General features: G+C 49.1%; 12 protein-coding genes and 3 tRNA genes. 10 read left to right on the top strand and 5 right to left on the bottom strand.

Features of this window, described 5'->3' with window-relative positions:
* Positions 1 to 64: 64 nt before the first annotated feature.
* Genes B5Z18_RS08990 through B5Z18_RS08980 form a run of 3 tightly spaced genes read right to left on the bottom strand, consistent with a single transcriptional unit; the run spans position 65 to position 3,020 of the window.
* Complete coding sequence (locus B5Z18_RS08990) at positions 65 to 451, bottom strand: thioesterase family protein (protein ID WP_079469028.1); 387 nt, start codon at positions 449 to 451, stop codon at positions 65 to 67.
* A 12-nt stretch (positions 452 to 463) separates the two neighbouring features.
* Positions 464 to 2,344 (bottom strand): Nramp family divalent metal transporter, encoded by a 1,881-nt coding sequence (locus B5Z18_RS08985; RefSeq protein WP_079469027.1) that lies wholly within the window; start codon positions 2,342 to 2,344, stop codon positions 464 to 466.
* A gap of 16 nt (positions 2,345 to 2,360) precedes the next feature.
* Entirely contained in the window at positions 2,361 to 3,020 is a 660-nt protein-coding gene (locus B5Z18_RS08980) for a metal-dependent transcriptional regulator (protein ID WP_079469026.1), read from the bottom strand.
* Positions 3,021 to 3,151: 131 nt separating this feature from the next.
* On the opposite strand from B5Z18_RS08980, the gene B5Z18_RS08975 reads away from it, so the two are divergent.
* From B5Z18_RS08975 to B5Z18_RS08960, 4 genes are all read left to right on the top strand, one after another.
* Entirely contained in the window at positions 3,152 to 4,093 is a 942-nt protein-coding gene (locus B5Z18_RS08975; RefSeq protein ID WP_079469025.1) for a hypothetical protein, read from the top strand.
* 335 nt (positions 4,094 to 4,428) lie between these two features.
* Positions 4,429 to 4,503: transfer RNA gene (locus B5Z18_RS08970), tRNA-Val, on the top strand.
* A 41-nt stretch (positions 4,504 to 4,544) separates the two neighbouring features.
* Positions 4,545 to 4,619 (top strand) — tRNA-Val (locus tag B5Z18_RS08965).
* Positions 4,620 to 4,652: 33 nt separating this feature from the next.
* Positions 4,653 to 4,727, top strand: a tRNA-Val gene (locus B5Z18_RS08960).
* Positions 4,728 to 4,799: 72 nt separating this feature from the next.
* On the opposite strand, the gene B5Z18_RS08955 is transcribed toward B5Z18_RS08960, so the two are convergent.
* Entirely contained in the window at positions 4,800 to 6,944 is a 2,145-nt protein-coding gene (locus tag B5Z18_RS08955) for a cation:proton antiporter (protein WP_235015889.1), read from the bottom strand.
* A gap of 105 nt (positions 6,945 to 7,049) precedes the next feature.
* Here B5Z18_RS08955 and B5Z18_RS08950 point away from each other — a divergent pair, with 105 nt between their 5' ends.
* The 3 genes from B5Z18_RS08950 (at position 7,050) to B5Z18_RS08940 (ending at position 8,683) form a co-directional block, all read left to right on the top strand.
* Positions 7,050 to 7,358 carry an ATP-dependent Clp protease adaptor ClpS gene (locus tag B5Z18_RS08950; protein WP_079469023.1) on the top strand — a complete coding sequence of 103 codons (309 nt, stop codon included), beginning with the start codon at positions 7,050 to 7,052 and terminating at the stop codon, positions 7,356 to 7,358.
* A gap of 8 nt (positions 7,359 to 7,366) precedes the next feature.
* A complete protein-coding gene (gene aat, locus B5Z18_RS08945) occupies positions 7,367 to 8,005 on the top strand; it encodes a leucyl/phenylalanyl-tRNA--protein transferase (protein WP_079469022.1) in 639 nt (212 codons plus the stop codon).
* 69 nt (positions 8,006 to 8,074) lie between these two features.
* The gene (locus tag B5Z18_RS08940; protein WP_079469021.1) at positions 8,075 to 8,683 is read left to right on the top strand and encodes a DinB family protein; all 609 of its coding nucleotides are present in this window, start codon (positions 8,075 to 8,077) and stop codon (positions 8,681 to 8,683) included.
* Here B5Z18_RS08940 and mtaB read toward each other — a convergent pair whose 3' ends face one another.
* Complete coding sequence (mtaB, locus tag B5Z18_RS08935) at positions 8,684 to 9,961, bottom strand: tRNA (N(6)-L-threonylcarbamoyladenosine(37)-C(2))-methylthiotransferase MtaB (RefSeq protein ID WP_079469020.1); 1,278 nt, start codon at positions 9,959 to 9,961, stop codon at positions 8,684 to 8,686.
* Between the two features lie 92 nt (positions 9,962 to 10,053).
* Here mtaB and B5Z18_RS08930 point away from each other — a divergent pair, with 92 nt between their 5' ends.
* The 3 genes from B5Z18_RS08930 (at position 10,054) to priA (ending at position 13,764) form a co-directional block, all read left to right on the top strand.
* Entirely contained in the window at positions 10,054 to 10,488 is a 435-nt protein-coding gene (locus B5Z18_RS08930; RefSeq protein WP_159454240.1) for a DUF4258 domain-containing protein, read from the top strand.
* A gap of 73 nt (positions 10,489 to 10,561) precedes the next feature.
* Positions 10,562 to 11,329 carry a lysophospholipid acyltransferase family protein gene (locus tag B5Z18_RS08925; protein WP_079469018.1) on the top strand — a complete coding sequence of 256 codons (768 nt, stop codon included), beginning with the start codon at positions 10,562 to 10,564 and terminating at the stop codon, positions 11,327 to 11,329.
* Positions 11,326 to 13,764 carry a replication restart helicase PriA gene (gene priA, locus B5Z18_RS08920; protein ID WP_079469017.1) on the top strand — a complete coding sequence of 813 codons (2,439 nt, stop codon included), beginning with the start codon at positions 11,326 to 11,328 and terminating at the stop codon, positions 13,762 to 13,764. The genes B5Z18_RS08925 and priA overlap by 4 nt, the downstream gene beginning before the upstream one ends.

The following is a 13,764-nucleotide window of genomic DNA, read 5'->3' as shown; positions in this document are numbered from 1 at the left end:
AGCGAAATCAGTATAATCAGTTTAATCCTGGGAAAGACAAAACTCGCAATCGCCGAAGGCGATCTTACTGCGTAAACAACTTCTCCAATTTTTCTTTAGAAAGAATTTTCTGCACCTGTATACCTGTAGCAACGATACGGCCATTGCAAACGGCCTCGTAACTACAGGTGATTTCATGATGTTGTATTTGTGTGATCACGGCTGTAAAGTCCACCCGGCTGCCGGTTAAAGCGGGGGAGAGATGCTCCACGGTTAGCCGGGTGCCAATGCCTTCCTCCGATGTTTCCTTCATATCAAGTACAAACAAACGGCAGCACCATTCTGCATCCCGCGCCAGTGCAAAGGTGGCGTATACGGGATGCACATGCCCGCTGTCAAATGAGGCACAGTCTTCCGGCCGCACGATGCGGCTGAAATATTTGGTATCACCGGGTTTGAATAACGGAAGCATACATTTAAAATTTTATTGCACTACCAGCACCGGGATCTTTACCTGGTGACGCACCTGGTTAGCTGTTTCGCCATACAGCCAGTCTTTAAAGCCCCTGTGGCCGTGGCCTCCCAGTACCAGGAAGTCCGCTTTTTCTTCGTGTACAATGCGGGCAATTTCACGGGCGCGCCGGCGGAAGCCGAGCACGCCTCTGGCGCTGATGTTGCGGCTTTTCAGCAGGGCAATATAGGTATCCAGCTGTTCCTGGTCGCGGCGTGTTTCCAGGTCGTCCGAATCTTTACCAAAGTATTTGGCGGAAGCGCTTTCCACAATGTGAATAAGGATATACTGCGTGTGTTCGTTCCCGTGAGCAATGGCGTTGGTCACAATATCCTTGTCGCGCTCCGAGAAATCCAGGGCCATCGCAATACATTGATAGGTAGGCTTCTCCATATCGCCCAGCGATACCTGTGTGGTATGGATCCCGGCGGCGGCATCTTCGCGGTAGCGGCGGCGCAGCGGATACACGATGGTGATGAAAAGCAGCACCACAAAGCCGAGGCAGCCGGCTATAATTAATCCGTCTACAAAAATATTCCCGGTACCAGACATATAATCAAAGGCTTCTGATAATACCATCCGCATATTAAGGTACACCAATAAACTGGTGACCAGCCAGCTGAAAATTTTAGTAATGGGCTTGATGGCAAAGGTACCCATCGTTTTTTTATCGCTTACAAAATGGATGAGCGGGATGATGGCAAAGCCAAGTTGTAAGCTGAGCAATACCTGGCTGAACACCAGCAGCGCACCTACTTCTTCATCGCCGAAAATAAGGATCACCAGCAGTGCGGGGATGATGGCCAGCAGCCGGGTGATAAGCCGCCGCAGCCACGGGTTAATACGCAGGCGGAGATAGCCTTCCATTACAATTTGCCCGGCCAGGGTGCCGGTTACCGTAGAACTCTGACCCGCTGCAATCAACGCCACCGCAAACAGGATAGGCGCCAGTTTGCTTCCCAGCAGCTGATCCAGCAGCCGGTGCGCATCCTGGATTTCGGCCACATCTGTTCGGCCGCTTTTGAAAAATACGGCAGCAGCAAGTATTAAGATCGCAGCATTCACCAGGAACGCGAGGTTCAGGGCAATGGTGCTGTCGATAAAGTTCATTTTAATGGCCTGCTTGATACCGGCGTCGTCCCGTTTTATTTTCCGCGTTTGTACCAGTGCTGAGTGCAGGTACAGGTTGTGCGGCATCACGGTGGCGCCGATAATGCCAATGGCAATATACAACGCGGTGTTGTCCGGGATGGTGGGAATAAAACCCCGCACTACTTCGTGCATCTGGGGTTTCACGAGGATCAGTTCTACCAGGAAGGAGGCGCCTACAATGGCAACAAGACTGATAATAAACCCTTCCATTTTACGGATGCCGTAGCGTTGCAGGATCAGGAGCAGGAAGGTGTCCAGCACGGTCAGGCTTACGCCCCATACCAGCGGCAGCCCTGTGAGCAGCTGGATACCGATCGCCATTCCCAGTACTTCTGCCAGGTCGGTGGCTGCTATGGCGATTTCCGCCAATACATATAAGATGAAATTCACTACCGGCGGATAGGTTTCCCGGTTAGCCTGTGCGAGGTCGCGGCCGCGCACAATGCCCAGCCGGGCGCTCAGGCTTTGCAGCAGCAATGCCATGAGGTTACTCATGAGCAATACCCATAATAGTTTATAACCGTACTGGCTGCCGCCGGCCAGGTCGGTGGCCCAGTTGCCGGGGTCCATATAACCCACGCTTACGAGATAGGCGGGGCCAAAGAAGGCGAAGATTTTTTTCCACCTGGATTTTCCACTCGTTTCTACACTCTGATGTACCTCACTTAACGATGCTGATGAATGTGTATGCTCGATGCTCATAGTATATTGCTGATAATTAAACGGGTCTGACCATTATATTTTTTGCAACCTGCTCACTGATGGTAATGGCGGGTTGCCCTTTTACTTTTATTTCTATAGAATTGTCGTATTCGTAATGCGCTACTATTTCCAGCTGGGTGCCCAGTTTAATTCCTTTGGCGTTGAGAAAGGCCAGCAGCGCGGTGGATTGGTCTGATACGGCTGTAACTACCAGTCGTTTGGCGTTGGCCTGATCCAGTGAGGTTTGCGGGCGTGGTTTGGCCAGTTTTCCGTTGGCATCAGGGATAGGGTCGCCATGAGGGTCTATCACCGGGTTTCCGAGGAATTCGCTGAGCCGGTTGGTGAGCTTTTCACTGCGTACATGTTCCAGTTCTTCCGCCAGCTCATGCACTTCTTCCCAGCTGAAGGAGAGTTTATCTACCAGGAAACACTCCCACAGGCGATGGCGCCGTACAATTTGCAGGGCGGCTTTTCTGCCGTCTGCCGAAAGGGTGATGCCTTTGTATTTTTCGTATTCAATCAGCTTCTTCTCTTTCAGCTTCTTGGCCATGTCTGTTACCGATGCAGGCTTTGTATCCAGTTCATAGGCCAATGCGTTGGTGGTTACTACAGCGTCGCCTTCCTGCAGCTTATAAATTGATTTGATATGGTTTTCCTCTGCGATCGATAAATTCATGTTATCTAAAATATTATTTAGACAAATCTAAATAATAAATCTGAACATTTCTCTATCCGGTATGTTTTTTGATTTTTAACGCGCACATATAAAAATTATATCTAACTTTTCGCCCAGAATTAAATTTTCTAATGAAGCGTTTCCTTTTATTATTACTGGCAATCGGCGTGTTGGCAGCCTGCAAATCGAAGAAGAAATCAGGCAGCGGCGACGAGCCCATGACATTTGAAGACTTCCAGGCATTGTTTACGCCTGGCACCCTGCCCTACAGGCTTACACCGGATACGCTCCAGTTGAAACAACCGGATTCGCTGCGGCTGGATACCGCTGCCATGCGGTTTCTCACAGATACGCTGACAAAAGGTGATTTCGGCAAGAATGAACCGGTGAAATATTTCCCGCTGCAGCGGATTCCCGGCAGCGTAGTAAACTATATGACTGTGAAAGCAGCCGGCAGGTCACAATCTGTAGGCTATCTCTGCTTCCTGGATAAAAAAGGGAAATACCTCAACAGGATACGTGTAGCCAACACCGGTAGTGCGGATGGTACGGTTACCTCCCTGGTAATAGACAGTAAAAATGTAGTGAAGATCAGCAGCGAAACAAAATTGTCGGGCAGCCGGAGCGCATTGAGAGAAGATTTTTACATGGTGAATCCCGATGGTTCGGTAACGCTTATCATGACTAACTCCAACGGACCTACGAACGCCGGGCAGATCTTCAACCCGATTGATACACTGCCCCGTAAACATAAATTCTCCGGCGATTATACGGCCGGCGACATGAGTATCGTATCCATCCGTGATGGCGAGGATACGAAGTCTTTCCAGTTCTTCATCACCTTCTCAAAAGATAATGGCAACTGTAAAGGAGAACTGAGCGGCCGGGGACATTACATTGGCGGCAACCGGGGCGAATACAAGGACAAGGAATCTTCCTGTGGTATTGCTTTCCAGTTTACCGGCAACCGGGTGAATATCCGCGAAATAGGCGGCTGCGGCGCTTATCGTGGTATCAAATGCTTCTTTGAAGGCGGCTTTGTGAAGAAGGCGGAAAAGAAGAAAAAGAAATAAGAGATTTGATTTAATATTAAGGGAGATAAAAGCAGGTATACCGGCTTCTGTCTCCCTTTATCTTTCTAAAAAATAAAAAATATCCGGACAGATAATCATGCACATTATTGATGAGAAATATATATAAGTGCAAAAAAATGCAGGCATCTTTATAAAATTGAATCCGGTTTTTATTTTTCCTGTAATGATGTGTGGTAAAGGGTTTGGGAGGAGTGTGATAATGTGCCCCGGTTTCGTTTTTCCTGCTTTTTTCAAAAAATATTTGGTAGAATAAAAATAGTTTATACCTTTGCGATCCAATCGAACGAAAGGGACGATAGGTAAGAAACAAAAGAGGGAGCTTAGCTCAGCTGGTTCAGAGCATCTGCCTTACAAGCAGAGGGTCACTGGTTCGAATCCAGTAGCTCCCACACTACAGTAATTTGACATATTTTTCCAAAGATCTTTAAGAGGGAGCTTAGCTCAGCTGGTTCAGAGCATCTGCCTTACAAGCAGAGGGTCACTGGTTCGAATCCAGTAGCTCCCACACTACAATACAACACCTCCAAAAGATCTTTACGGGAGCTTAGCTCAGCTGGTTCAGAGCATCTGCCTTACAAGCAGAGGGTCACTGGTTCGAATCCAGTAGCTCCCACACTACACACAAATAAAAAAGGTCCTGCAGCAATGCGGGACCTTTTTGCGTTTAGCCGTTACGGGCTATCCATTATTTCTTGAATATCCGTTTCACCGCTTTACCCAGTTTATTCAGATTCGCAATTTGCTCCTGTATAGGCGCCAGCGTCAGATCTTCGGATTGAAGGCCCGCTTCCAGTGAATCAAACTCCCTTTGTTCAGGATACAGCAGGATTACATTATTGTCTTTAAAATGACGTTCCAGTTTAGCGGGAATGCCATCCATATAGGCATGATAGGAAAGCGTGCTTTTACGGGCAGTGACCACCACCACAAGGTCGTCCCTGGTTATTTCCCTGGAAAGGATCAGGAAATCCTCGATGGTGTCAAACTGGCGGAAACTAAGGTCCACGCTCATTTTCGTTTGCTCCGCAAAAGCAGTGGTGATGGTTTGCGTTTTCTCATTACAGAAAACCAGTAACCTGGCGCCGGCCTGTTTGGCCAGCATAAACATTTTCTGCATGTAATGCAGGAAGCCCAGCTCGTATTCCGCATTGGGCGGCATTACCAGCACCATTTTTTTAGTGGTATTGAGTGGCGAGTGGAAGTTGCACACGTACACGGTTTCCCATACCCGTTGTAATACGTTATCAAGTGTGGTACCGAAGATGTTGCCCAGCCAGCGGTCGGTGGTGCTTGTTTTATCGGTCCAGCCCAATATCACATCGCTGATCAGCAGTTCCTTTGTGGCGCGCGTAATACCGTCGGAAACGTTGAGGTCTATGCGGGTCACCACCTGCACCGCGCTTTCCGTGGCAGCAGCATGTATCACCGCTTTTTCCAGCATTTTATTGGTGAGATGGATCTTTTCTTTTGCTTCTTCATTATCCTGTACCACGGCCAGCGGATAAATAGGAGTAGGGGCGTTGCTGTCTTTAATCATTACTGCAAAGTCCAGCAGGGCCTCAATACGGTCGGGGTTGGAAACCGGCACCAGTATGCGTTCGGGCTGATCGTCCGCTTCGGGTTTGCCTTCTGCTTCCTGTATGGCCAGCCGGCGGCCGGCATTTTCTGTTACAAAAGAGCCCACCAGGCAGGTAATGAGGATCAGGATCACCGTGCCATTCAGCACATGTTCATCTACAATATGCATATTATACCCGATGAGTATTACCGCAATGGTAGCGGCAGCGTGGGCGCTGCTGAGTCCGAAGATCACCTTGCGCTGGTTGGCGCTGTATTTAAACACCAGTTGTGTGAACAGGGCCGCCAGCCATTTGCTGCTAAGCGCCATCAGGGTAAGCGCGCCGGCAATGATGAGGGCTTCAGGGCCCTTCAGTAATACCCGCAGGTCTACCAGCATGCCTACGCTGATCAGGAAAAACGGGATGAAAATAGCGTTGCCCACAAATTCAATCCGGTTCATCAGCGGTGAGGTATGCGGGATCAGCTGGTTCAGCGCCAGCCCGGCCAGGAATGCCCCGATAATACCTTCTACCCCTGCCAGTTCGGCCAGGAAGGCGGAAGCAAATACCAGCGCCAGCACAAATATGAAATGCGAAGTTTTATCGTCCTTAATCTTCTTAAAAAACCAGCGGCCAAGCATGGGCATCAGCCAGAGGATGATAGCGGCAAAAATGGCCAGTGAAATGCCCAGCCGTACCCAGAAGTAAGTATTGAGGTTGCCCGCCTGCGCACCGGTGATCACGGCCAGTATCAGCAGTACGGCCGTGTCGGTAATAATGGTACCGCCCACCGCTACGGTAACGGCCTCATTTTTTGTAATGCCCAGCCGGCTTGCCAGCGGATAAGCCACCAGCGTATGGGTGGCAAACATACTGGACACCAGCAGCGTGGCCATGAAATTAAACTGCAGTACATAGGTGCATACCACAAACCCCATTGTAAGGGGGATAAAGAAGGTAAAGGCGCCGAAAATCATGCTCCGGTAGCGGTTCTTACGGAATTCCGTCATGTCCAGTTCCAACCCAGCGAGGAACATAATATACAATAGCCCGGCTTTGGCAAAGAGATCGATACTATCTTTCTGTATAATTTTAAAACCATGATCGCCGATCAGCATCCCGGCAATGATCAGCCCTATGATACTCGGTATCCGCAGTTTACGTAACAGGATAGGCGCCAGCAGTATTATAAACAACACCAGCGAAAAGATCGGCACCGGATCTTTTAACGGCAAATTCGTATTCATCAATAAAACCAGTCCGTTCATCATAACCATTTTTTAAATTCGGAAGTATCCTGAAATCAACAGATCTCTGCTAAATATGGATAAATTAACGAATAATCCATGTAATTTTGCATAAAGCTTTTATTAAAGATGAGCGATCGTACAAGTACAAAAGGATTACCAGAGGAAGAGGTAGATGTGCTGGTGGCGGAAGATGAACAGTTTCCGTTCAGCCTGGTAGTCTGGAATGATGAAGTGAATACATTCGACTGGGTCATTGCTTCACTGATGGAGGTATGCGGTCATACGCATGAACAGGCAGAGCAGTGTGCGCTGATCATTCATTTTAATGGAAAGTATGCCGTAAAACAGGGCGAATACCTGAAACTGCGCCCCCTGTGTGAAGCCCTGCAGGAGAGAGGATTAAGCGTTACTATTGAAGAAATGGCAGGCAGCTGATTCCTGATATGTCCGTTTTCCGTCTTAACAAGCAACTGATTTTTCCACCCGTTCAGCTTTCCGAGCCGGACGGATTACTCGCCGTGGGTGGTGACCTGTCTGTAGAAAGATTGCTGCTTGCTTACCGCTCCGGTATCTTCCCCTGGTACGATGAGCCCCCTATCCAGTGGTGGAGCCCCGATCCCCGCTTCGTATTATTTCCGGATGAACTGAAAGTATCCGCCAGCATGAAACAGGTGCTGCGCAAAAAAGAGTTCCGGATTACGTTCAATGAAGATTTTGCAGGCGTAATTGCCCGCTGCAGCAGTATTCCCAGGGCAGGGCAAACCGGTACCTGGATTACCCGCGAAATGCAGGAGGCCTATATCCGGCTGCACGAGGCAGGCTACGCTATGTCGGTGGAATGCTGGCAGAATGAAGCGCTGGTGGGTGGCCTCTACGGTGTTAAAACAGGCCCTTTCTTTTTTGGGGAGTCGATGTTCGCTACTGTCAGCAACGCTTCCAAAGCGGCTTTTATCACTTTTGTACAAACCTATGCACACGAGCTGGAAATGATCGACTGCCAGGTACATACCGACCACCTGGCCTCACTGGGCGCAGGATTTATTACCCGGGAGGAATTTCTGGAGATCATCGGTTTTTCGTAACTTACTTGCTTATCTTTCTTCTTACTTACTATTACCCCCCATTTACTGGCACTTAAAATATTATCCACGATGAAAAAACTAGCGCTGTTACTCGCTATTGCTGTCTTTTCTGCGGTCACTGCTTTCCGGCCTGGTACCAGCGTCAGGGAAGACAGAACCCTCCTGATCACCCAGCTGCAACAAACAAAAGATCAGCTCCTGAAGGATGTACAGGGACTCACCGATGCACAACTGGAATATAAGCCTGCGCCGGATCGCTGGTCAGTGATCGAGTGCGTGGAGCACATCATGCAGATTGAAAAAGCTATCATGGAAGGGGAGCAGCAAATGGTACAGCAACCCGCCAATCCTGAAAGAAGAAAGGATATCAAAATTACCGATGAACAACTCATTAAGAATGTGGAAGACCGCAGCCACAAAGTAAAGGCGTCTGAAGCCGGTATTCCCAAACACAGCTATTCCTCCAATGCAGAAGCTATAAAAGCTTTCACAGACCAGCGGGATAAACTGATTGAATATGTAACCAGCACAAAAGACGTCATGCGTGATCACATCATGGATCATCCGGCGCTGGGGCCTATCGATGCTTACCAGTTATTGTTGCTGGATGCAGCGCATACCAACCGGCATACACAGCAGTTGCAGGAAGTAAAAGCAGATCCCGGCTTCCCGAAATAATTACCGGAGATCCCAGTCGATCAGCTGGTTGTGCCATTCCTGGCGGAAAGGAGTGGTTACTTTGATGTAGTTATCGGTGTAACCTTCCATCATACCATCTTTACCCAGCGATTCAAACAGCACCTTCCTCGTTTGATGGAGGTGTTGTTCATTAAAGTATTGCTGTTTTTTGTGGCTGAGGTTACGCAGCATTTTGTTGCGTTCGTTCCTGATATGAACAGGTACTACCGGTTTAATATCCAGTGCACTGGTGTTGGAGCGTTCTGAGTAGGTGAATACGTGCAGATAAGATACATCCAGTTCATGCAGGAAGTCGTAGGTTTCGCGGAAATGCGCATCGCTTTCAGACGGGAAGCCTACGATCACATCCACGCCGATGGCGCAGTGTGGCATAAATTGTTTAATCAGGGCTACTTTTTCTGCATACAGTTCACGGCGGTAACGGCGGCGCATCAGCCCCAGGATTTCGTTACTGCCGCTTTGCAGCGGAATATGAAAATGAGGCATAAACCTGCGGCTGTTGGCCACAAATTCAATGATCTCATTAGTGAGCAGGTTAGGTTCTATAGAAGAAATGCGATAGCGGGAAATACCTTCCACTTTATCCAGTTCCTGCGCCAGTTCAAAAAAGGTTTCTTCTCTTTTCTTACCCCCTTCAAAGCCTTTACCAAAATCACCCAGGTTTACACCGGTGAGTACAATTTCCTTTACACCGGTAGCGGCCAGGTCCTGCGCATGCTTTACCACATTGGCAACACTGTCGCTGCGGCTTTTGCCACGGGCCATTGGAATGGTACAGAAGGCACAGGTATAATCACAGCCGTCCTGTACTTTCAGGAAAGTGCGGGTACGGTCGTTAAGAGAATAGGAAGCATGGAAACTATTTACCTCGTCGATATCGCAGGAGCAGATTTTAGCGCTGTCTCCTTTGGTGAGTGTTTTGAGGTGTTCGGCGATATTGAATTTTTCGGCGGCGCCCAGAACCAGGTCCACCCCTTCAATAGCCGCAATTTCGGCGGGTTTCAGCTGGGCATAGCAACCGGTAATTACTACCATGCTGCCCGGTGCGCGGCGCTGTATGCGGCGTACCAGCATACGGCACTCCTTATCGGCATTGTCTGTTACAGAACAGGTGTTGATCACGTATACATCCGCTGTTCCATCGAAATCCGTTTTTACAAACCCATCCTGTTCCAGCAACCTGCTTATTGAGGAGGTCTCTGAAAAATTCAGCTTACAGCCGAGGGTATGAAATGCTACTGTTTTTACCTGTTCCATAAAGGGAAGCAAAGGTAGGAACTTTTTATGTCATAGTCAGGTAAGGAATTTTTGACTATTTTGCGCGGCGTTCTATTGTTTTTATGAAATCAATGCAAAAGTACCTTCCCGTTCTCCTGTTATCCATCTTATTGCTTGCCGGCTGGCAGCAGAAGTGGTGGAAAAGTGCGCCCACAACCCCTACCACAGGCAGCCGCCCCGTGGTAGCCCGTAGCAACTCTAACAGTCCCGCTATTGCCGGCGAAGTTATTAACCGGCACGCCCATCTTGAATATACCAAACATGCCATTTGTCGGATGGATTGCCGTCAGGTGACAACCGCCGAAGTGGAGGAAATCCTGGCAGAAGGTAAGATTAACCCGGAAAAGTCCAACCCGGAAGACCATCCCTGCCCAACCTATGCCCTGGAAGGCTATTCCAGCGAAGGCCAGCACCTGCGGATCGTTTTTGCGCCCTGCGATTCACAGAACGCCAAAGTAATTACCTGCATCGACCTGGATAAGGACTGGGTTTGTCACTGCGATTAAATCGGCGCCCGGTTCCACGTAATTAGTAATTTTCTTCGTAGTTTTCCGCCATATTAAACCTTCCGAGGCGTTTATGAATTTTTTACTGAAACCGTTGCGTGTTATTTATGTGATATACGCCGCCGCCACTTTCCTGGGCATCATGTTTTTAATATTGCCGCCCATTTTCCTGGCCTCTTTACTGGGCCGGCAGAAAGGAGGTAACATTATATTTTATTTCCTGCGCTTCTGGGCCCATACCTGGTTCCCGCTGGTTGGCATGTGGGTAACCCGTAAATATTTATGTGAGCGCGACAACGAGCCCTGCATCTATGTGGTAAATCACCGCTCTTACCTCGATGCTGCCATCGCCGTAAAAGTAATGCGCCTCCCTTTCCGCCCGCTGGGAAAAGTAGAAATGTCTAAAATTCCTTTCTTCGGTTTTATCTATAAAAATTCTGTGGTACCGGTGGACCGCTCCAGCGCAGCCGCCAGGGCCCGCAGCGTACGGGAAATGATGACCGCCCTCAAAGCCGGCATCTCCATCCTCGTATTCCCGGAAGGCACCACCAACGACACCGATCAGCCGTTACGCCCCTTTCACAACGGCGCGTTCCGGATGGCCATCGAATTGCAAAAACCAATTAAGCCGGTACTGTACCTCGATGCAGGCCACCGCTTACCACATAAAGGACCTATGCACATCTCCCCCGGCAAATGCCGCGTGGTATTCCTGCCGCCAATACCCGTAACAGGAATGACACTCGATGATATCAATACCCTTAAACAACAGGTGTTTGATGCAATGGACACCGAATTACGCAAGTATCACAAATATCCAACCCTGCAGCCAATAGGATGAAGTACGCAGATGTAATATTGCCATTGGCGTTACCAAAAAATTATACTTACGCGGTTCCTGAAAATATGTCCACCCTGAAGGTAGGAAGCCGGGTAGCTGTACAGCTGGGAAAACAAAAGAAATACGCCGGTATCGTGAAAGCCATTCACGAACAGGCCCCCCTGTATAAAACCAAGCCACTGCTGGATATGCTGGATGCCGAGCCTATCGTATATCCTACCCAGTTAGCCTTCTGGACCTGGGTAGCCGCTTATTATATGTGCACGGAAGGAGAAGTGCTGAATGCCGCACTGCCCGCCCATCTCAAGCTTTCCAGCGAAACGCTGCTGCTCTTCAACGATGCCTTCGGCGACGACTTTACTTCCCTCAGCGATGATGAATATCTCATTGCGGAAGCACTGCTCATCCGTAAAGAACTGCGGATTGAAGAAGTACAGATGATTCTCGATAAATCTGAAGTATACTCTGTTATCAAAACACTGATAGAGAAAAAAGTACTGCTGGTTTATGAAGAATTGAAAGAAGTATACCGGGAGAAACAGGAGAATTATGTGCAATTACATGCAGATTACCAGGAAGAAGAACAACTGGCCGCATTGTTCAATGATATGGGCCGCGCACCCAAGCAGATGGAACTGCTGCTCGCTTATCTTCACCTGCTGAAAACACAGGGCGTTGTACTGCAAAAAGAACTGCTGAAAAAATCCGGCGCTACTACCGCCCAGCTAAAAGGACTGGTAGATAAAAACATCCTCTGGGTGGAGAAACGTACGGTAGACCGTATTCCTACCGGTAAGGTAGATACGCAGATCGATTTTGACCTGAGCCCCGCACAGGAAACGGCCCTCGCAGAAGTACAAACACACTTTAAAGATAAACAGGTAACCCTGCTTCACGGCGTTACCTCCAGTGGTAAAACACAGGTATATGTGAAGATGATGGAAGCGTGCCTGGCCACCGGCAAACAGGTGCTGTACCTGCTGCCCGAAATAGGACTCACCACGCAGATCATCCGCCGCCTGCAGAAACATTTTGGCGCCAGCATCGGCATCTACCACTCCCGGTTCAATAACAACGAACGCGTGGAAATATGGAACAAGGTAAAAACCGGGGAGCTGCAAATTATACTGGGCGCCCGTTCCAGCCTGTTGCTGCCTTTCCGCGACCTGGGCCTCATCATCCTTGATGAAGAGCACGATGCCTCCTATAAACAGCAGGACCCTGCCCCGCGCTACCACGCAAGGGATGCGGCTATTTATTATGCCGGCCTCTTTAAAGCTAAAGTGCTGCTCGGCTCTGCCACGCCGTCCCTGGAATCGTATTTTAACGCCCAACAGGGAAAATATGGACTTGTTGAACTGAATGAACGCTATGGCGGCGTGGAAATGCCCGCCATAGAAATAGTGGATATCAAAAAAGAAATGGCGGAGAAAACAATGGACGGCCATTTTACCTCCGCCCTGAAAGTTGCCATCACACAAAGTATGGCAGAGGGCAAACAGGTAATCCTGTTCCAGAACCGCCGCGGTTACGCGCCTTTCCTGTTATGCACCACCTGCGGATGGATCCCGCATTGCAAACAATGTGATGTATCTCTCACCTATCACAAAAACCAGGATAAGCTGCACTGCCACTATTGCGGCACAAGATATCCATATGTACATACCTGCGCCGCCTGCGGCTCGCAAACTATTGAACCAAAAAGTTTTGGTACCGAGAAAATAGAAGACGACCTCCAGGTAGCCTTCCCGGAAGCCCGCATAGCCCGTATGGATGTGGATACCGTGAGGAACAAAGACAGCCACAACAAACTTATTCAACTGCTGGAAGACCGCAGTATAGATATTCTCGTGGGCACACAGATGGTGGTAAAGGGGCTGGACTTTGAAAACGTAAACCTGGTAGGGATCCTGAGTGCCGATAATCTCCTGGGCTTCCCCGACTTCAGGGTGAACGAAAGAGCCTTCCAGATGATGGAACAGGTTAGTGGCCGCGCCGGCCGTAAAAACGGCCTGGGAAAAGTACTGATCCAGGCCAGCAACACCCGGCACCCGGTATTGCATTATGTAATGGCGCACGATTATAAAGCCATGTTTGAAGCAGAAATTGCTGAACGGCAGGTATTTGGGTACCCGCCCTTTTTCCGTTTACTGAAACTCACCATCCGGCATAAAAACCAGCAAACAGCAGAACAGGCCGCACAGATCCTGGCCAGCTGGCTGCAGCCGCATATCGGCGCACAACTGGTAGGACCGGCAGCTCCGCTGGTAGCAAGAGTGCGCAATAACTATTTGCAGGAAATGCTGATCAAACTGCCGCGTGAAGCCAGGCTGATCACCCATATCAAAAGGGTATTGCAGGAGTTCATTATTCAACTGAAAACGGAAAAAAGATTCCGTTCCGTAGTGATCATTCCGGATGTAGACGGGGTGTAG

It is taken from the genome of Chitinophaga ginsengisegetis (genome assembly GCF_900168065.1).
GTDB lineage: Bacteria > Bacteroidota > Bacteroidia > Chitinophagales > Chitinophagaceae > Chitinophaga > Chitinophaga ginsengisegetis.
Note: the sequence above shows the minus strand (reverse complement) of the source record. Positions and strands in the feature narration are given on the sequence as shown.

Bases quoted from the DNA above. Each gene is read 5' to 3' on its own strand.
- B5Z18_RS08940 (WP_079469021.1), top strand. From the start codon at position 8,075: ATGAAAAAACTAGCGCTGTTACTCGCTATTGCTGTCTTTTCTGCGGTC.
- B5Z18_RS08990 (WP_079469028.1), bottom strand. From the start codon at position 451: ATGCTTCCGTTATTCAAACCCGGTGATACCAAATATTTCAGCCGCATC.
- B5Z18_RS08955 (WP_235015889.1), bottom strand. From the start codon at position 6,944: ATGATGAACGGACTGGTTTTATTGATGAATACGAATTTGCCGTTAAAA.
- B5Z18_RS08950 (WP_079469023.1), top strand. From the start codon at position 7,050: ATGAGCGATCGTACAAGTACAAAAGGATTACCAGAGGAAGAGGTAGAT.
- mtaB (WP_079469020.1), bottom strand. From the start codon at position 9,961: ATGGAACAGGTAAAAACAGTAGCATTTCATACCCTCGGCTGTAAGCTG.
- B5Z18_RS08985 (WP_079469027.1), bottom strand. From the start codon at position 2,344: ATGAGCATCGAGCATACACATTCATCAGCATCGTTAAGTGAGGTACAT.
- B5Z18_RS08930 (WP_159454240.1), top strand. From the start codon at position 10,054: ATGCAAAAGTACCTTCCCGTTCTCCTGTTATCCATCTTATTGCTTGCC.
- aat (WP_079469022.1), top strand. From the start codon at position 7,367: ATGTCCGTTTTCCGTCTTAACAAGCAACTGATTTTTCCACCCGTTCAG.
- B5Z18_RS08925 (WP_079469018.1), top strand. From the start codon at position 10,562: ATGAATTTTTTACTGAAACCGTTGCGTGTTATTTATGTGATATACGCC.
- priA (WP_079469017.1), top strand. From the start codon at position 11,326: ATGAAGTACGCAGATGTAATATTGCCATTGGCGTTACCAAAAAATTAT.
- B5Z18_RS08980 (WP_079469026.1), bottom strand. From the start codon at position 3,020: ATGAATTTATCGATCGCAGAGGAAAACCATATCAAATCAATTTATAAG.
- B5Z18_RS08975 (WP_079469025.1), top strand. From the start codon at position 3,152: ATGAAGCGTTTCCTTTTATTATTACTGGCAATCGGCGTGTTGGCAGCC.